This window comes from Nocardioides baculatus (assembly GCF_016735675.1).
GTDB classification, from domain to species: domain Bacteria; phylum Actinomycetota; class Actinomycetes; order Propionibacteriales; family Nocardioidaceae; genus Nocardioides; species Nocardioides baculatus.
In genome coordinates this window covers 392,328-409,836 of the sequence record NZ_JAERSG010000005.1, presented here as the reverse complement: position 1 = coordinate 409,836, position 17,509 = coordinate 392,328, and the positions used below count along the sequence as shown (strand labels likewise).

General features: G+C 72.8%; 18 protein-coding genes. 10 read left to right on the top strand and 8 right to left on the bottom strand.

Going from position 1 to position 17,509, the window contains the following annotated elements:
- Window positions 1-63: 63 nt before the first annotated feature.
- Window positions 64-612: an SRPBCC family protein gene (locus tag JI751_RS17580; protein ID WP_201939412.1), complete on the bottom strand. Its 549-nt coding sequence runs from the start codon at window positions 610-612 to the stop codon at window positions 64-66.
- On the bottom strand, window positions 609-980 hold the full coding sequence (locus tag JI751_RS17575) for an ArsR/SmtB family transcription factor (protein WP_201939409.1): 372 nt from the start codon (window positions 978-980) through the stop codon (window positions 609-611). Before JI751_RS17575 ends, JI751_RS17580 begins: the two co-directional genes overlap by 4 nt.
- A 53-nt stretch (window positions 981-1,033) precedes the next feature.
- On the opposite strand from JI751_RS17575, the gene JI751_RS17570 reads away from it, so the two are divergent.
- From JI751_RS17570 to JI751_RS17560, 3 genes are read left to right on the top strand one after another with little or no spacing between them, the layout of a single operon-like run.
- Complete coding sequence (locus tag JI751_RS17570) at window positions 1,034-2,428, top strand: class II fumarate hydratase (RefSeq protein ID WP_201939406.1); 1,395 nt, start codon at window positions 1,034-1,036, stop codon at window positions 2,426-2,428.
- A gap of 6 nt (window positions 2,429-2,434) precedes the next feature.
- Window positions 2,435-2,923 (top strand): class I SAM-dependent methyltransferase, encoded by a 489-nt coding sequence (locus JI751_RS17565; protein ID WP_201939403.1) that lies wholly within the window; start codon window positions 2,435-2,437, stop codon window positions 2,921-2,923.
- Between the two features lie 44 nt (window positions 2,924-2,967).
- A complete protein-coding gene (locus JI751_RS17560) occupies window positions 2,968-3,576 on the top strand; it encodes a GNAT family N-acetyltransferase (protein WP_201939401.1) in 609 nt (202 codons plus the stop codon).
- Between the two features lie 216 nt (window positions 3,577-3,792).
- Here the strand turns inward: JI751_RS17560 and JI751_RS17555 are convergent, their stop codons facing one another.
- From JI751_RS17555 to JI751_RS17545, 3 genes are all read right to left on the bottom strand, one after another.
- Window positions 3,793-4,458, bottom strand: coding sequence for an aggregation-promoting factor C-terminal-like domain-containing protein (locus tag JI751_RS17555; RefSeq protein ID WP_201939400.1), 666 nt, complete (start codon window positions 4,456-4,458; stop codon window positions 3,793-3,795).
- Between the two features lie 394 nt (window positions 4,459-4,852).
- Window positions 4,853-6,175, bottom strand: coding sequence for an RNA 5'-3' helicase PhoH2 (gene phoH2 / locus JI751_RS17550; RefSeq protein ID WP_201939399.1), 1,323 nt, complete (start codon window positions 6,173-6,175; stop codon window positions 4,853-4,855).
- Window positions 6,176-6,382: 207 nt separating this feature from the next.
- On the bottom strand, window positions 6,383-7,222 hold the full coding sequence (locus tag JI751_RS17545; RefSeq protein ID WP_201939398.1) for an isoprenyl transferase: 840 nt from the start codon (window positions 7,220-7,222) through the stop codon (window positions 6,383-6,385).
- A 38-nt stretch (window positions 7,223-7,260) separates the two neighbouring features.
- Here JI751_RS17545 and trhA point away from each other — a divergent pair, with 38 nt between their 5' ends.
- Window positions 7,261-7,995, top strand: a complete 735-nt coding sequence (gene trhA, locus JI751_RS17540; protein WP_201939397.1) for a PAQR family membrane homeostasis protein TrhA — start codon at window positions 7,261-7,263, stop codon at window positions 7,993-7,995.
- A 98-nt stretch (window positions 7,996-8,093) separates the two neighbouring features.
- Window positions 8,094-8,474 carry a hypothetical protein gene (locus JI751_RS17535; protein WP_201939396.1) on the top strand — a complete coding sequence of 127 codons (381 nt, stop codon included), beginning with the start codon at window positions 8,094-8,096 and terminating at the stop codon, window positions 8,472-8,474.
- Here JI751_RS17535 and JI751_RS17530 read toward each other — a convergent pair.
- Window positions 8,471-9,403, bottom strand: coding sequence for a DUF1353 domain-containing protein (locus JI751_RS17530; RefSeq protein ID WP_201939395.1), 933 nt, complete (start codon window positions 9,401-9,403; stop codon window positions 8,471-8,473). The genes JI751_RS17535 and JI751_RS17530 overlap by 4 nt on opposite strands.
- A 42-nt stretch (window positions 9,404-9,445) precedes the next feature.
- Here JI751_RS17530 and JI751_RS17525 point away from each other — a divergent pair, with 42 nt between their 5' ends.
- From JI751_RS17525 to JI751_RS17515, 3 genes are all read left to right on the top strand, one after another.
- On the top strand, window positions 9,446-10,594 hold the full coding sequence (locus tag JI751_RS17525) for a glycosyltransferase (RefSeq protein WP_201939393.1): 1,149 nt from the start codon (window positions 9,446-9,448) through the stop codon (window positions 10,592-10,594).
- 9 nt (window positions 10,595-10,603) lie between these two features.
- Complete coding sequence (locus JI751_RS17520; protein ID WP_201939392.1) at window positions 10,604-11,599, top strand: YihY/virulence factor BrkB family protein; 996 nt, start codon at window positions 10,604-10,606, stop codon at window positions 11,597-11,599.
- Between the two features lie 82 nt (window positions 11,600-11,681).
- Entirely contained in the window at window positions 11,682-14,045 is a 2,364-nt protein-coding gene (locus JI751_RS17515) for an Ig-like domain repeat protein (RefSeq protein ID WP_201939383.1), read from the top strand.
- Window positions 14,046-14,177: 132 nt separating this feature from the next.
- Here the strand turns inward: JI751_RS17515 and JI751_RS17510 are convergent, their stop codons facing one another.
- Entirely contained in the window at window positions 14,178-15,239 is a 1,062-nt protein-coding gene (locus tag JI751_RS17510) for an SIS domain-containing protein (RefSeq protein ID WP_236666418.1), read from the bottom strand.
- 97 nt (window positions 15,240-15,336) lie between these two features.
- Here JI751_RS17510 and JI751_RS17505 point away from each other — a divergent pair, with 97 nt between their 5' ends.
- Together JI751_RS17505 and nagA are read left to right on the top strand one after the other, a co-directional pair.
- On the top strand, window positions 15,337-16,065 hold the full coding sequence (locus tag JI751_RS17505; protein ID WP_201939380.1) for a GntR family transcriptional regulator: 729 nt from the start codon (window positions 15,337-15,339) through the stop codon (window positions 16,063-16,065).
- Between the two features lie 2 nt (window positions 16,066-16,067).
- Complete coding sequence (nagA, locus tag JI751_RS17500) at window positions 16,068-17,201, top strand: N-acetylglucosamine-6-phosphate deacetylase (RefSeq protein ID WP_307814339.1); 1,134 nt, start codon at window positions 16,068-16,070, stop codon at window positions 17,199-17,201.
- Here nagA and JI751_RS17495 read toward each other — a convergent pair.
- Entirely contained in the window at window positions 17,198-17,509 is a 312-nt protein-coding gene (locus JI751_RS17495; protein WP_201939361.1) for a hypothetical protein, read from the bottom strand. The genes nagA and JI751_RS17495 overlap by 4 nt on opposite strands.

Below are 17,509 nucleotides of genomic sequence, written 5' to 3'. Positions count from 1 at the left end.
GCGCTCCATCGTCCCCAACCCGGTGGGGCAGATCCACCCGACCCTCCGGTCGAGGCCGACCGGTCAGGCGAAGTGCTCGCGGTACCAGGCCGACCCACCGGCGTAGGACTCCCAGTCCACCGCGGCCACGTCGTCCCCGGAGAGGTGGGCCGTCAGCCGGTCGAGGTAGTAGTCCCAGCCCGGGCCGACGCTCGCGACCATGGCGCGTCCCGTGTCACCCGGCGCGAGCACCCGGGTGAACCTCAGCAGGGTGGTGCCGTCGGCCTCGGTGAGCTCGACCCCCATCTCCCAGTGCACCTTCTCCCCCGAACCGTCCTCGGTGAAGGACTCGGGCTGGCGACCCCGGACGACGAAGCGGCGCGGCGGCTCGCAGGCGAGGACGTCCATCTCCTCCGGCTTCGCGTCCTCGCCCTCGGCCGTCATCCGGAAGGTGATCGTCCCGGAGTCGGGGTCCCCGCTCCACGTGCCGACCCACCGCTCCATCCGGCCGGGCTCGGTGCACGCCGCCCAGACGTCCTCCAGCGGTGCGCGGTAGGAGCGCTCGATCACGAGCAGGGTGCGACCGTCGGTGGTCTCGCGGCGGCCGGTCATGAGGTCGGTGGGGCTGGTCATGCGGTGTCCTCCTGGGATGGGTGGGCGGCGCGGGCGTCGGGCGCCGTACGCCGGTCGCGGCCCGTGCGCCGGACCTCGAGGTCGAGACCGTCGAGCACGGACTCGTCGAAGCGGGGACGCTGCTCGAGCGTCGCCAGCCAGTCCGTGACGACCGCCAGGCCGTCCCGCTCGAGCCGGTAGTGCCGCTCGCGCCCGCGGTCCTCCGCGGTCACCAGCCCCGCCTCGGACAGCACGCGCAGGTGCCGGCTGACCGCCGGGCGGCTGATGGACTGCTCGGCCGTGAGGTCGACGACCCGTGCCGAGCCGCGCGCGAGCCGCACGAGGAGTCCGCGACGCACCGGGTCTGCCAGCGCGACGAACGGATCCATGCCCTATTGGTAACCTCTCGGTTACCTGTTCGTCAAGGACTACGGTCGGATCCATGAGCGACGACGGCGCACCCACCCGCACCGAGCACGACTCCATGGGAGACGTCGAGGTGCCTCGCGACGCCCTCTGGCGGGCCCAGACCCAGCGGGCCGTCGAGAACTTCCCGATCAGCGGTCTCCGGCTCCAGCCGCGGCACGTCCAGGCGCTCGCGCACGTCAAGGCCGCGGCCGCGACCGCCAACGGTGCCCTCGGCGTGATCACCCACGAGCAGGCGCAGGCCGTGGTCGCGGCCGCCGACGCGATCGTGGCCGGCGAGCACGACGGCGAGTTCCCGATCGACGTCTTCCAGACCGGCTCGGGCACCAGCTCCAACATGAACGCCAACGAGGTGATCGCCAGCCTCGCCGACCGGGCCGGCGTCACCGTCCACCCCAACGACCACGTCAACGCCTCGCAGAGCAGCAACGACACCTTCCCCACCAGCATCCACGTCGCCGCGACGCTCGCCGTCGTCGACGACCTGCTGCCCGCCCTCGACCGCCTGGCGACGTCGTTCGAGGCCAAGGCCGTCGAGTTCGCCGACACGGTCAAGGCCGGCCGCACCCACCTGATGGACGCCACCCCGGTCACGCTGGGCCAGGAGATCGGGGCGTACGCCGCCACGTTGCGGCTGGCGGCCGAGCGACTCGACGCGGTGCTCCCCCGCGTGCGGGAGCTGCCGCTCGGTGGCACGGCCGTCGGCACGGGCATCAACACGCCGGCCGCCTTCGCCGGACGAGCGATCGCAGCACTCGTCGAGCGCACCGGCCAGCCCTTCACCGAGGCCCGCGACCACTTCGAGGCGCAGGGCACCCGCGACTCCCTCGTCGAGCTCTCCGGCGTGCTGCGGACCATCGCGGTCGGGCTGACCAAGATCTGCAACGACCTCCGCTGGATGTCGTCCGGCCCGACCACCGGCCTCGCCGAGATCCACCTTCCCGACCTGCAGCCCGGGTCGAGCATCATGCCCGGCAAGGTCAACCCGGTGCTGCCCGAGGCGACGCTGATGGTGTGCGCGCGGGTCGTCGGCAACGACGCGACGATCGCCTGGGCCGGCGCCGCCGGCAGCTTCGAGCTCAACGTGATGATGCCGGTGATGGCCCACGCGCTCCTCGAGTCGGTGCACGTCCTCTCCACCTCGACCGTGCTGCTCGCCGAGCGGTGCGTCGACGGGATCACCGCCGACGCCGAGCGGATGCGGCGCTACGCCGAGTCCTCCCCGTCCGTCGTGACGCCGCTCAACGCCCACCTCGGCTACGAGGAGGCGGCGAAGGTCGCCAAGAAGGCGCTGGCCGAGGGCGCCACGATCCGCGAGACGGTGATCGCGATGGGCTACGTCGAGCGGGGCGACCTCACCGAGGAGCAGCTCGACGCCGCGCTCGACGTCGACTCGATGACGGGACGGTGAGGGCCGGTGACCGACGCGCTGCGTGAGGCCTTCAAGGCGATCGACCGCGCCATGACCGGGGACTCGCGCGTCCTCGAGGTGGGCTGCGGCTCCGGTGAGATGGCGGAGCGGATCGACGCCCTCCCCGGCGTCACCCTCGTCGCCACCGACTACTCCGACGACCTCGTCGAGCTCGCTGCGGCGCGCGGCGTGGACGCGCGCCAGGCGGACATCTGCTACCTCCCGTTCGACCCCGAGGGCTTCGACGTGGTCTACGCAGGGTGGGTGCTCGACCACGTCCGCGACATCGACCGCGCGCTGGCCGAGGTCCGCCGCGTGCTGCGACCGGGCGGCACGCTCGTCGCCGTGACCGGCGGCGACGGAGCGACCGAGCGACCGCGCCACCGCTTCTCGGGCGAGACCGGCCAGCGGATGCTGTCGCGTCGCTTCAGCGACGTGCGTCGCCTGGACCTCGAGACCGACACCGGCGACGTGACCGTCTTCGAGGCGCGCTGAGGATGCGGCAGCCGCTCGTCCGGAACTCGGCCTAGCGTGGGCGCATGACCACGACGATCACGACGGGCACCGGGACGGCGTACGAGATCCGGGCGCTGACGCCCGAGACCTGGGACCTGTTCGTCGGCCTCAACGAGCGGATGGGTGGCCTCTTCGGCGGCTGCTGGTGCGTCGCGTTCCACGCCGACCGTGACGACCGCCAGCCCGGCCCGGAGGGCAACAAGGCGTTCAAGAAGGCGATGGTCGACGAGGGCGTCGCGCACGCTGCGCTGGTGATCGACGGCGACCTCGCCGTGGCGTGGGCGGAGTACGGCTCGCCGGCCGAGCTGCCCGACATCCACCACCGCAAGCAGTACGACGCGGAGAAGGACGCCGACCCGGACTACCGGATCACGTGCATCCGCGTCGACAAGGGGCGACGCCGCGAGGGCCTCGCCGAGGTGGCCCTGCGCGGCGCCCTCGAGCTGATCGCCGCGGAGGGCGGCGGCACCGTGGAGGGCTACCCCCACGACCTCACCGAGGTCATCAAGAAGACCTCGTCGTCATGGCTCTACAACGGCACCCGGAGCATGTACGAACGCGTCGGGTTCGCCTACGACCGCCCCAAGGGGATGAAGAACTGCGTGATGTCGCTCGAGGTGGCCGCGCGCTGATCTGGCGCCACACACAACGAGGCGCGGCTCGCTCGCCCCCGTGGAACGTGCGTGCCGCGCCTCTCCCGACCCCCCTGGTCGTGTAGGTGTGAGGCGCACCCCCCGGGTGCACCTCACAACGGCAGGATGGCGCGTCGGGAGGACCGGCGTGAGCCGATCCGGCCTTGACTAGGCCGATCGGTTGGACCAGTGGTCCAGCCCGTGCGGGCGGGTCGCTCAGTACCAGCCGTGGCTGGACTTGAAGCTCCACGCGCTGCACGGCGAGCCGTAGGTGTCCTGGATGTACTCCAGCCCCCACCGGATCTGCGACTCGGCCGAGGTCATGTAGTCGGCCGGGAGGTCGTGCAGTTGCGTCAGCGCCTGCGGGATGCCGTACGCCGACGAGCTCGGGTTGTCCGCGTCGATCCGCCACCCGGACTCGCTCATGTAGAGGGAGTCGAGGCAGGAGAACTGGTCGGACGAGAAGCCGTAGAGCGGCAGGAGGGCCTGGGCGATCTCGCGGGGGTCGCCCTGGGAGAGGGACTGCGACTTCGTGACGACGGGGCCGGCCGACATCGTCAGGGCCGTCGCCTTGGTGGCGTCGCGGCGCGAGGAGCGGGAGGTGACCTGGCGCTGCGAGCGCTGGGCGAGCGCCTCGGACTCGGCGGCCGCGGTCTCGCCGGACTCGACCGGCGCGGAGGCGGTGGTCGGCGCGACGTCGGCGGCGGCCGGCGTCAGGCCGGTGTCGCTCGTGAACATCCCGCCGGTGACGCTGACCCCGGTCACGGCGGCGGCCAGCCCGGTCAGCGCGACCCCGGTGCGGAGCGCTCGGCGCGGGCCGCGCACGGCCTTGTGCTTGCCGGGGGCGCGGTGCGTGGGGACGTATCTGTCAGGACGGGGCACGGAGGAGTCTCACGGGGGTGGGGTACGGGGGACGTGCGGCTCGAGAGGCACCACGGGATCGTCACGCAGCACGGTCGGGACGCGGGTTCTCGGGGGGTGTCCCTGGCCTGATCTCCCACCGGCATCTGGTGGTTGATCACGAAACGATCACGACCACCATGCATGAGGTCGTGGAGGCGTGCAAACCGAACGCCCGAATTGACTAGAGCCCTTGTGCCACACGGGTTTTGTTGCGTCTCGTGAGTCACACGAGCCCCAGAAACCCCTCACTCCCCTTGACCCCCGGCCGTCCCCGTGCTCCCGCTGCAACGCCGGGTTGGGGTGACGATCCACTGGGTTGCCACACAGTGGGTGGTGCTCGTGACCCGGCGTCACAGCGGACGGGGCGGGCGGGTCAGAGGGTGACGTCCTCCAGCATCTCGGTCACGAGGGCCGCGATGGGCGAGCGCTCGGAGCGGGTGAGGGTGACGTGGGCGAAGAGCGGGTGGCCCTTCAGCTTCTCCACCACCGCGACGATGCCGTCGTGGCGCCCGACGCGCAGGTTGTCGCGCTGCGCGACGTCGTGGGTCAGGACGACCTTGGAGTTGGCGCCGATCCGGGAGAGGACCGTCAGCAGCACGTTGCGCTCGAGCGACTGGGCCTCGTCGACGATGACGAACGCGTCGTGGAGCGAGCGGCCGCGGATGTGGGTCAGCGGGAGCACCTCGAGCATCCCGCGGTCCATCACCTCGTCGATGACGTGGTTGCCGGTGAGCGAACCGAGGGTGTCGAAGACCGCCTGCGCCCAGGGCGACATCTTCTCGTTCTCCGAGCCGGGCAGGTAGCCGAGCTCCTGGCCGCCGACGGCGAAGAGCGGACGGAAGACGACGACCTTCTTGTGCTGGCGCCGCTCCATCACGGCCTCCAGGCCGGCGCACAGCGCCATCGCCGACTTGCCGGTGCCGGCACGACCACCGAGCGAGACGATGCCGACCTCGGGGTCGAGCAGCATCTCGAGCGCGACGCGCTGCTCGGCGGAGCGGCCGTGGATGCCGAAGGCGTCGCGGTCGCCGCGGACGAGGTGCACCCGCTTGTCCGCACCGACGCGACCCAGCGCCGTACCCCTCCCGGACAGCAGGACGAGGCCGTTGTGGCACGGCAGGTCGCGCGCCTCCGCGAGGTCGAGGGTGCCGTCCTCGTAGAGCTCGTCGAGGTCGGTGGCCGCCACCTCGAGCTCGGTCATGCCGGTGTAGCCGGAGTCGCTGATCGCCTCGGCGCGGTACTCCTGGGCGTCGAGCCCGACGGCGGAGGCCTTGATCCGCAGCGGCAGGTCCTTGGAGACCAGCGTGACGCGGTGGCCCTCGTCGGCGAGGTTGCGCGCGACCGCGAGGATCCGGGTGTCGTTGTCGCCGAGCCGGAAGCCGGACGGCAGCGCCTGCGGGTCGGTGTGGTTGAGCTCCACGCGGAGCGTGCCGCCCTCGGTGCCGATGGCGACCGGCTGGTCGAGGCGTCCGTGGACGACCCGCAGGTCGTCGAGCGAGCGCAGTGCGGAGCGGGCGAAGAACCCGAGCTCCGGGTGGTGCCGCTTGCCCTCGAGCTCGGTGATCACGACCACGGGGAGCACGACCTCGTGCTCGGCGAACCGTGTCAGCGCGCCCGGATCGGCGAGGAGGACGCTGGTGTCGAGGACGTACGTCCGGAGGCTGGGCGATGCAGATGAGGTCTTGCTGCTGGCCACGACTAACCCCTAGCTGCGGGCCGGCGCGCACACTCCTCGCCCGGCCCGATGTCATTCAACGGACCGGAGAGCTCCCATTCGAGTGCTCAAGACAACCTCCCGGTTCAGCAGGCTTCCCCACCTGCCGATGTCGCGAAAGTACGCCCGCGATCACGCCGATCCGCGACGACACGCCCGAACGTGGGGTGACGGGAAGATGACGATTGGTCACCCGCCGAAGCGGCGCTCGCGGGCGGCGTACGCGCGGATCGCCCGCAGGAAGTCGACGCGGCGGAAGTCGGGCCACAGCGCCTCGCAGAAGTAGAACTCCGAGTTGGCCGACTGCCAGAGCAGGAAGCCACCGAGCCGCTGCTCGCCGGAGGTGCGGATCACCAGGTCCGGGTCGGGCTGGCCCTTGGTGTAGAGGTGCTCGGCGATGTGCTCGACGTCGATGAGGTCGGCCAGCTCCTCCAGCGAGGTGCCCCTGGCGGCGTGGTCGGCGAGCAGGGCGCGTACGGCGTCGGCGATCTCGCGTCGCCCGCCGTAGCCGACGGCCACGTTGACCAGGATCCCGTCGAGGTGACGGGTGGACTCCTCGGCCGCCTTGAGCCGCTCGGCGGTCTCCGGCGGCAGCAGGTCGAGCGCGCCCACCGGGTGGATCCGCCAGCGTTGCGCCTCGGCGAGGGACTCCACCGCGCCCTCGATGATCGTCAGCAGGCCGGTGAGCTGCTCGGGCGGCCGGTTCGTGAGGTTGTCGCTGGAGAGCAGCCACAGCGTGACGACCCCGACGCCGACCTCCTCGCACCAGCCGAGCAGCGGCCGGATGTTGTCGGCGCCGGCCTGGTAGCCCTCGGCGGTGTTGAGGCCGACCGCCTTCGCCCATCGCCGGTTGCCGTCGAGCATGACGCCGACGTGCTGGGGGATGCGGTCCTGCGGGAGGAACTTCACCACCCGGGACTCGTACGCCGGGTAGAGCACCCGTCGCACAGCGTCCTTCACCTTGACCACCGACCGATCGTAACGCCGCGTGTGACCGAGTCCTCGCCTTCGTTCGTGTGCGCGCGCCATGGCGCGCCCGCTACTTTGGTAGGTATGGAGCCCTGCCGATGACCCCGCGCGACCGCGTCGACCAGGCGGTCGACCGCGTGGAGCAGGCCGTCGAGCTCATGACGGACAAGATGGCCGAGGTCAAGCCCAAGCTCCGCGGCTGGCTGCACGCCGGTACGGCACCGCTGGCCCTCGCCGCCGGCATCGTCCTGGTCGCCCTGTCGCCGACCGCGTCGACCCGCATCGGGTCCACCGCGTTCGCCCTGTCGGCGCTGCTCGTCTTCACCGTGTCGGCGATCTACCACCGCGGCACCTGGTCGCCGCGCACGTGGGCGTTCCTGCGTCGCTTCGACCACGCCAACATCTTCGTGCTCATCGCCGGCACCTACACGCCCTACGCCCTGCTCTTCCTCGACGGCACCGCACGTACGACCCTCCTCCTGGTCGTGTGGGGGGCTGCGATCGCGGGCGTGGTGTTCCGGGTCTTCTGGACCGACGCGCCCCGCTGGCTCTACACGCCGATGTACCTCGCCCTCGGCTGGGCGGCGGTCTTCTTCATCCCGCAGTTCCTCGAGGGCGCCGACAAGTTCAGCACCGAGATCGCGATCGCCACGCTCGTGCTGGTCGCGGTCGGTGGCGTCCTCTACACGGTCGGCGGGGTCGTCTACGGGCTCAAGCGGCCCGACCCATCGCCCCGGTGGTTCGGGTTCCACGAGGTCTTCCACTCGTTCACGGTGCTGGCCTTCGCGGCGCACTACGTCGGCGTCTCGCTGGCGACGTACTCGCTGCGCTGACGGCCCACCGCCGCCGGTGAGCCTGGTCACGTCGGGAAACGATCGGCGACCCGCGGTCGTCCTACTGGGGACGCCCTGTCCCCGATCCCCCTCGCGAGATGTCTGACAACCCGCAGAACACACCACAGCCCGACCGCCAGCCCTTCCTCGACCTCAGCCTCCCCCAGCTCGTCGCCGGCGCCACCGCCGCGGCGACGTCGGCGATCCTGATCAGCCGCCTCGACCTCCTCGGCACCGTGATCGGTGCCGCCGTCGCCAGCATCGTCTCCGCGATCGTCACCGCCGGCCTGGTCGGCGGCTGGCACCGCGTCCGCACCGTGCCGAGCCGCTTCCCACGCAACGTCAACGGGATGCTCGTGACGGCCGTCGCCGTCGGCCTCGTCGTGCTCGCCGCCCGCACCGGGATCGACCTGGTCAGCCAGGACGTCCCGGACACGGGCTTCACCGGTCGCTGGCTCGCGCAGGTGGGCCGGGCCTAGAGGGTGAACAACGCGAAGGTGACCAGCGCGGCCACGACGACCGCGGCCGCGAGCGTCCACGCCAGCACGGCCGAGCGACGCGCGAGCCGCTCCAGCGCGAGGTAGGTCGTGCCGATCGCGGCCAGCCCGACCGTGACGTGGAGCAGGACCGCGAGCAGCACCCCGGCGATCGCGCCGGCCATCCGGAGCCGGCCCCAGAGCAGGCTCAGCGCGAGCGGCAGCACGATCGCTCCCGACAGGCCGCCCGCGACCTCGGCCCACCACGACCGGTCGCCCATCCAGGGCACGTCGACCGCCCCGACCCACGACCGGTCGAACAGGTCGCTCGTCGAGGAGTAGCCGAGCCAGAGGATCGTCACGATCGTGACGGCGGCCGCGACCCGGTAGGACCAGTGCCGGGCGGGTGTCCACGGGACCGCGCGGCCCACGAAGACCGTCGCCACCGTCACCGCCGTCCAGACGATCCAGCGGCGGATCACCCCGGTGCCGGTGTCGGCCATCGCGTCGCGGAAGATCCGGTCGGCCTCGACCCGGTCGACCTCGTGCCCGTCCGTGGAGACGTACGACGTCCGGTCGTCGCGACCGGCCACGAGCGCGTCATGGAGCAGCGCCGCCGGCAGGTGGGCGCCGGTCTTGGGGACCAGCCAGGTGAAGAGCGCCGGCACCGAGGTCAGGTCGGTGCGGAACCCGGCGTCGGCGGGGACGAGCAGCTCGCCGAGGTGCCGGTCGAGGTAGGCCAGGCGGCGCTCGAGCGCGAAGGTCTCGACGCCCTCCTCGGTGTGCCGCTCGAGGACGATCCGCGGGTCGGCGCCCGGGTCGGGCGGCTCGCCCGGGACGCCGTCGCGCGCGAGCGTGCCGCCGTCGTAGAACCGGCGTGGCTCCTGCGCCACCTGCCGCGTCATCCCCGCCAAGCGTTCCCGAGCCTGCATGCCTCCAGTGTGGCGCTCCGGACCGACACCTAGGGTCGAGCCATGCGGATCCTCTGCACGTTCGTCGGTGGGCTGGGCCACCTCACGCCGCTGCTCCCGCTGGCACGTGCGGCACAGGCGGCGGGCCACGAGGTGTCGGTCGCCGGGTCGGGCGGCCTGGTCCCGGCGATCGAGGCGGCCGGCTTCCCGGCGTTCGCGACCAGTCCGCGGCCCCACCACTCCGGTGCGCCGGCGGAGCGCGACCGCACCCCGCTCGAGGTCACCGACGCGCGGGCCGCCGAGGTCGAGTTCGCCGCGAACTTCGCCTCGCGCGGAGCCCGCCGGATGGCCGCCGCCGTCGCCGACCTGCTCGAGGAGCAGCGCCCCGACCTCGTGCTCCGCGACGAGACCGACCTCGGCAGCACGATCGCCGCCGAGCTCCACGGCGTCCCCGTCGCCACCCACCTCGTGCTCGCGTCCGGGCTCCTCGTCAGGCCCGAGCTGGTCGCACCCGAGCTGGACGCCGTACGGGCCGAGCACGGACTGGCCCCCGACCCCTCCCTGGCACGACTGACCACGGGGCTGGTGCTGTCGGACTTCCCGCCGGGCTTCCGCAGCCCGGACGCGCCGCTGACCGTGCACCCGCTCCACTATCGGTCGGCGGAGCGGGTGCGCGGACGTCGTACGACGACGAGGCCGACGGTCTACGCCACCCTCGGGACGATCTTCAACAAGACCTCCGGCGACCTGTTCGAGCGGCTGGTCGACGGGCTGGGCGGTCTCGACGCCGACGTCGTCGTCACGATCGGGCGCGAGCTCGACCCGGCCGACCTCGGCCCGCGACCCGCGCACGTCCGGATCGAGCGGTTCGTCCCCCAGGACGAGCTCCTCGCCGGCGCCGACCTGGTCGTGAGCCACGGCGGATCCGGCAGCCTGATGGCCGCGTTGGCGCACGGACTCCCGTCGGTGCTCCTGCCCCTCGGGGCCGACCAGCCGCACAACGCACGGCGCGCCGGGGAGCTCGGCCTCGCGTCGACCCTCGACGCCGCGACCGCCACGCCGGACGAGATCCGGGATGCCGCACAGGCGGCCCTCGCCGATGACGCGATGGCGCGCAGGTGCCGGCAGGTGGCCGCCGAGCTCGCGTCGCTCCCGTCCGTCGGCACGGCCGTTGCCGCGCTCGAGGAAGCCGCCTCCGGGACACGCCCTTAGGGTGCGGCCATGACGACCGCGCGCACCGTCCCCGTGACGACCGAGATGGACGGTGACGAGCTCGACGCGCTCGACGCGTGGCACCTCGCCCGGCGGCACGGTCTGAGGAAGATCGCGGTCGAGTCGTTCGTGCGGTTCCGCTACGGCGACGGCTTCACCAACTCGCGCGCGCTCGCGCTGCAGGCCTGCCTCGCCGTCGTACCGTTCCTCCTCGCCCTCACCGGGCTCGCGGCCGACCTCGACGAGGAGCGCCCGGCTGCCGTCGTCGCCCAGGTCGTCGACTCGCTCTCCCCCGGCTCCGGCGACGGCGACGCCCTGGCGTCGGCGGTCAAGGACCCCGACGAGTCGGAGAAGGCCGGTGAGGTCGCCCTCGTGCTCGGCCTCGGCTTCGCGCTCCTGTCCATGACCACCGCGATGGCGCAGGTCGAGCGCGGCGCCAACCGCATCTACGGCATCCGGCGCGACCGCAAGGCGCTCGCGAAGTACGGTCGCGCGGCCGTCCTGACGGCCGTGCTGGCGGTGCCCGTCGGCATCGGCTTCGTGATGATCGTCGGCGGCGGCGCACTCGGCGAGGCCATGGTCGACAACTACGGCTGGTCCGACACCACCGAGGACTGGTGGAACGCCCTGCGCTGGCCGATCGGGCTGGGCCTGCTCGTCCTCACGATCGCGGTCCTCCTCGACCACGCACCGCGTCGGCGGCAGCCCGCACTGTCGTGGCTCGCCCTGGGGTCGGGGATCGCGGTCGTGCTCAGCGCGGTCGCGACGCTCGGGCTGGCGGCGTACGTCTCCTTCAGCGGCTCCTTCGGCAGCGTGTACGGACCGCTGGCGGGCGTCTTCGCGCTGCTGCTGTGGGCGCTGCTGTCGTCCATCGCCTTCTTCTACGGCACCGCGGTCTGCGCCCAGCTCGAGGCACTGCGGGCGAGCGAGCCCTCGCCGGCGCTCGACGACCCGGGTCGACCCCACGCCCGCACCGTCGGTGACCGACCGGCCGAGGACGGGTAGTCACTACGGGTGGTCCGGGGCCGTTTCGACTGCGTCGGGGGTGAGGCGTCCCTAGCGTTCCCCTGACCGCCGAGGAGCTTCCATGCGTCGTCTGGCCGTGCGTGCCGCCCTGCCTGCCCTGTCCGTCCTGCTCGGGGTCGGAGCCGGCCTCCCGGCCACCGCCCAGACCGGCGGCGACCGGTCCACGACCGACGTCCGGCTCGACCACCCCGCCCGGGGCGCCCGGGCCGTACGCCTGCTCGGCAGCGATCTCGACGAGGCCGCCGCGCGCAACGAGATGTCCGCGGCAGCGCTGACCGACCTGCTGACGTCCGACCCGTCGGCCTGGGTCGACAACACGGGCACGGTCTTCTTCACCGACACCACCACTCCGGCGCCGGCCGACGAGCCCGTCGTCGCCGAGGCGCCGCTGGACCAGACCTTCGAACTGCACAGCAAGCCCGGCTCGACGAAGACGATCTACCTGGACTTCGACGGCGGCTCCGCCAGCGCCACCGGGTGGCACGCCAGCTACCCGACGACGCCGATCACGCAACCCGCGTGGGACCCCGCCGGCAACGGAGCGCCCTTCACCAGCGCCGAGCTCGCCGCGGTCCAGACGGTCTGGGAGTACGTCGCCGAGGACTACGCGCCGTTCGACGTGGACGTGACAACGGCCGACCCCGGCCCGGCCGGCATCCACCGCTCGGGCGTCCTCGACGCGGCGTACGGCTCCCACGTCCTCATCACCCCGAGCGTCGGCGCGCAGGAGGCGATCTGCCCGACCGGCTGCGGCGGCGTCGCCTACATCGGCGTCTTCGGCACGACCAGTGGAGGCGCGGGCGGCGACGGCTACGGCTACCGGCAGCCCGCCTGGGTGTTCCCGCAGAAGCTCGGCAACTCGCCCAAGAACATCGCCGAGGCGGCCACCCACGAGGTCGGGCACAACCTCGGCCTGAGGCACGACGGCAACTCCATGCAGTCCTACGACCGCGGCCACGGGGCGTGGGCGCCGATCATGGGCGTCGGCTACGACCACCCGATCACCCAGTGGAGCAAGGGCGACTACGCCGGCGCCACCACCACCGAGGACGACGTCGCGATCATCCGCTCGGTCGTCGGCGAGCGGGTCGACGAGGCCCCGTCCGGGATCCTCGGGGCGCCGTCCTTGCCGGCGTCGACGTCGTACGTCTCGAGCCGCACGGACGTCGACACCTTCCTCCTCGGCACCTGCAGCGGCAGCGTCACGGTTGCGGCCGACCCCCTGCCGGCACAGGCCAACCTCGACATCGAGCTGACCCTCATCGATGCCCTCGGGCAGGTCGTCGCCACCGCAGACCCCACGTCGACGCAGACCTCCCTGACCACGGCGTCAGGGATGGGGGCGTCCCTCACCCGCACCGTCGACCCCGGCCTCTACTACGTCTCGGTCGACGGCGTCGGCAACGGACCGTGGAGCACGGGGTACGACGACTACGGCTCCCTCGGCGCCTACACGATGGCCCTGTCCGGCTGCCTGCCGACGCCCACGCCGACGCCGACGCTGACCGGGCTCGACCTCGCGGCCAGCGGCCGGTCCGTCACGCTGACCGCCACGCCCACCACGACGCTGGGATCACTGGTCGGTGACGTCGTCTTCACGGAGGGCGCCACCGAGGTCGGCCGCGCGACCCTGGGCGTGCTCCCGCCCGCCGTGACCCTGACGTCCGTGGAGCCCGGCATGCACACCTACACCGCGACGTTCGTGCCGCTGGGCACCACCCACGTCGGCTCGGTGTCGCCTGCGCGGTCGGTCACGGTCCAGGTCTGGTCCACCACCGGGCTGACCGCGACGGCCTCCGGCCGGGACGTGACGCTCGACGTCCGGGTCGCCACCGACGGCGGCGCGCCCGCCGGGACCGTCGAGCTCCGGGACGGAGGTGCGCTGGTCGGCACCCGCGACATCGTCGCCGGAGCGGCCTCGATGACGCTGGCCTCGGTGACCCCGGGTGAGCACGCCTACCGGGCGACGTTCGTGCCCAGCGAGCCCGCGTCCTACGTCGGCTCGACGTCCCCGGTGCGCGAGCTGACCATCGCCGCCGACCCGGTGCCGACCACCACCGCTCCGGTCGCGCCGGTGCCCCCGCCGGCAACCCCGACGGCAACCCCGACAGCAGCCCCGACAGCAGCCCCGACGGCAGGGATGCTCTCGACGAGCACCACGACGATCAGGGCGCCGAGGAAGGCCGGGGTCGGATCGCGGCCGAGGATCACCGTGAGCGTCGTGCGCGGCGCGGCACCCGCCCGCGGGACCGTGGTCGTCAAGGTCGGCAGGCGGAGGACGACGCTGACCCTGGTTTCCGGAACCGCCAGGCTCCGGCTGCCCAGGCTGGAGGGGACGAAGGTGAAGCTCGTCGCCCGCTACCGCGGCGACGCGACCACGTCGGCCTCGTCGGCGACGCGGTCGATCAGGGTCGTCGCGGACTGACGGTCGGGACCAGCCGACGCAGGTCGTCTGCGACGGCGGCTGCCGGATCGCCCCCCAGCCGCTCACTGACGGGTCCACCCACGGCGGTCCGGCGGACGTCACGATCGCCAGCGGCACCGCCGACGAACGCGCTCATGCGCGGTTCTTCTCGTCGAACTCGGTGGACGTGACCTTCTCGAGGCCGCGGGGGTTGTCGGGGTCGAGGCCCATGCGCAGGGCCATCTGCTCGATCATCACCTGCGCGGGCACGATCGAGGCGATGGGCTCCACGGTCTCGGGCAGGTCCGGGCCGGCGAGGTGGAGGTCGCAGCGCTCGGCGAACGCCGCCGTGCCCCCGATGCCCAGCACCCGCGCGCCGCGGCCCCTGAGGTCGCCGACGAGGTCGGCCATCGGCTCGGCCAGTGGGCCGTGGGCAGCTCCGACCAGCACGGCGACCAGGCCGTCGGACACGACGGAGATCGGGCCGTGGCGCAGGTCGGCGTATGAGTAGCCGCGCACCGGTCGCAGGCACGTCTCCTCCATCTTGAGCGCCGTCTCGAGGGCGGTGCCGAGGAGCAGCCCGCGCCCCGAGACGACGACGCGGTCCGCCCCCGCGAGCACCTCGGCGGCGTCGGACACGTCCGTGGTGAGCAGGCCCTCGACCGCGTCGGGAACACGCTCCAGGTTGGCGGCGAGGCCTCCGTCCGACAGGGCGTCGGCCAGGACCGCGAGGGCGACCTGCTGGGTGAGGTAGGTCTTCGTGGCCGGTACGGCGACCTCCGGACCGGCTTGCGTCACCAGCGCGACGTCGGCCGCCGACGCGAGCGGGGAGCCCTCGACGTTGGTGACCCCGACGGTCACGGCACCGCAGTCGCGCGCCCACGCCTGGGTCTCGACGATCTCCGTGGTCGAACCGGACTGCGAGACCGAGACGACGACAGTGTCGGCGAGGTCGAGGCGGGCGCGGTAGTGGGTCGCGACGCTCGGCGCCGCGAGCGCGGCGGAGACGCCGGCGACGACCTCGAGGAGGTAGCGGCCGTAGATCGCGGCGTTGTCGCTCGACCCGCGGGCCACCAGCAGCACCCGCCGCCGGCCGTCGGCGACCTCGCGCAACCGGTCGCGCTCGGGCAGCAGGTGGTCGAGGGTCCGTCGGGCGGCCGCGGGCTGCTCGGCGATCTCGGCGGCCATCCGGGTGCTGGCGGCGGTGCTGTTCATCGTGGTCCCTTGACAACGTCGCGGCGGCAGAGCCATGCTCTCCAACTGGTACGTACCAGACCATACCTGTGGATCGCTCGGACGTCGAGAGGACGACATGGCCACCAAGCTCGAGGCGGGGCCCCGCCCCAAGCACGTCCAGCTGAGCGACGTGCTGGCCGAGCTGGCGACGCGCGACCTCGGCCCGGGCGCCGCGATCCCGTCGGAGCGCGAGCTGATGGCGACCTACGACGTCTCACGCGCGACCGTCCGCAAGTCCATCGACAGCCTCGTGGCCGGTGGGCTGCTGGAGAAGATCCACGGCAAGGGCACGTTCGTCGCCCGACCGCGCGTCGAGACCCACCTCCACCTCGCCTCGTTCTCCGACGACATGCGGCGGCGCGGGCTCGTGCCGTCGACCCGGCTGATGCGGGTCGACGAGGAGCGCCCGCCGCCGGAGGTCGTGAAGTCCCTCCGGCTCGGCGCCCGCGGCACGGCGTGGCGGATCGACCGCGTGCGCCTCGCGGACGGTCAGCCGATGGCGATCGAGCAGGGGTGGTACCCGCGCTCGCTCCTGCCCGACCTCGACACCGAGGACCTCACCGGCTCGCTGTACACGCTCTTCGCCGAGCGCTACGACCTGCTCATCGACGGTGCCGAGCAGACGCTCTGGGGCGAGTCCGCCGAGGGTGCGACCGCGCGTCGCCTCGAGGCGTCGGCCCACACCCCCCTCCTCGTCTTCCGCCGCGTCTCGAGTGCCGCCGGCCGACCGGTCGAGCACGTCGTCTCGCGCTACCGCGGAGACCGCTACCAGGTCCACATGACCCTCAGTGCAGGCTCGCCGTGATCGTGACCGCCTCCCACGTGGTCACCCCGGCGCGGATCCTCGCGCCGGGGTGGCTGCTCCTCGACGGCGACCGCATCGCCGGGGTCGGTGAGGGCGCGCCACCGCGCACCCTCGATGTCGAGCCCACCCTCGACCTGGGTGACGTCACCGTCGTCCCCGGGTTCGTCGACCTCCACGTGCACGGCGGGGGTGGCGCGTCCTTCGACAGCGGTACGGCCGACGCGGCCGCCGTGGTCGCCGCCACCCACCTCGCCCACGGCACCACGTCGATGGCGGCGAGCCTGGTCACCGACACCCGCGACCGGATGGTCGCCGCCGTCCGTGAGCTCGCGCTCCTCGTCCAGGACGGCCGGATCGCCGGCGTCCACCTCGAGGGCCCGTGGCTGAGCCCGCGGCGCTCCGGCGCCCACCAGCCCGGTTCGCTCACGACCCCGGACCCGGCGTCCGTCGAGGCCCTGCTCGCAGCCGGCGACGGAGCAGTGCGGATGGTGACGCTCGCCCCGGAGCTGCCCGGCGGCATCGACGCCGTACGCCGTCTCGTGGACGCGGGCGTGCTCGCCGCGATCGGCCACACCGACGCGACCTACGACGAGGCGCGCGCCGCCCTCGACGCCGGCGCCCGGCTCGGCACCCACCTCTTCAACGCGATGCGCCCGCTCCACCACCGCGACCCCGGGCCGGTCGGGGCGCTGCTCGACTCCCCCGTCGACGTCGAGCTGATCGCCGACGGCGTGCACCTGCACCCGGCCCTGCTGCGCACCGTCTTCGCGGCCAAGCCCGGCCGCTGCATCCTCGTCACCGACGCCATGGCGGCTGCGGGTGCGCCCGACGGCGACTACGCGCTCGGCCAGATGGCCGTCGAGGTGCGTGACGGCGTCGCGCGCCTCGCCGATCCGACGGGCGAGGGCGCGATCGCCGGGTCGACCCTCACCATGGACGCGGCGGTCCGGTTCGCCGTACGCACGGCGGGGCTGCCGCTGCTCGACGTCGTCCACGCCGCCAGCACCGCGCCGGCGCGCGCCTTCGGCCTCGCCGACGTCGGCGCGCTCGAGGCCGGCCGGCGGGCCGACCTGGTCGTGCTCGACGGCGACCTGACCGTCGACAGGGTGATGCGCGCCGGGGCGTGGGTGCGCTAGTCGCAGCCGAGCTGGTCGACGAGCCGCTTCTCGTAGTCCGTCAACGTCCGCTCCTCACCCTCCTGCTGCAACTGGTCGCCCGAGTAGAAGCTGCAGTAGATGAGCTCGGTGTTGGCGCGGTCCTGGTGCGTCTCCCACGCGGTGATCCCCGTGAACACCGCGGCCGCGACGGCACAGGCGGTGATGGTCCACAGGAGCGGGTTCACGCTGCGCGCGCCGTCGACCTCCTCGGGCGAGCGGCCGGACGTGCCCGGCCGGGGAGGCTTGGGCGGCTTGGCCGACTCCATGATGTCGCGAGAAGCATCCAT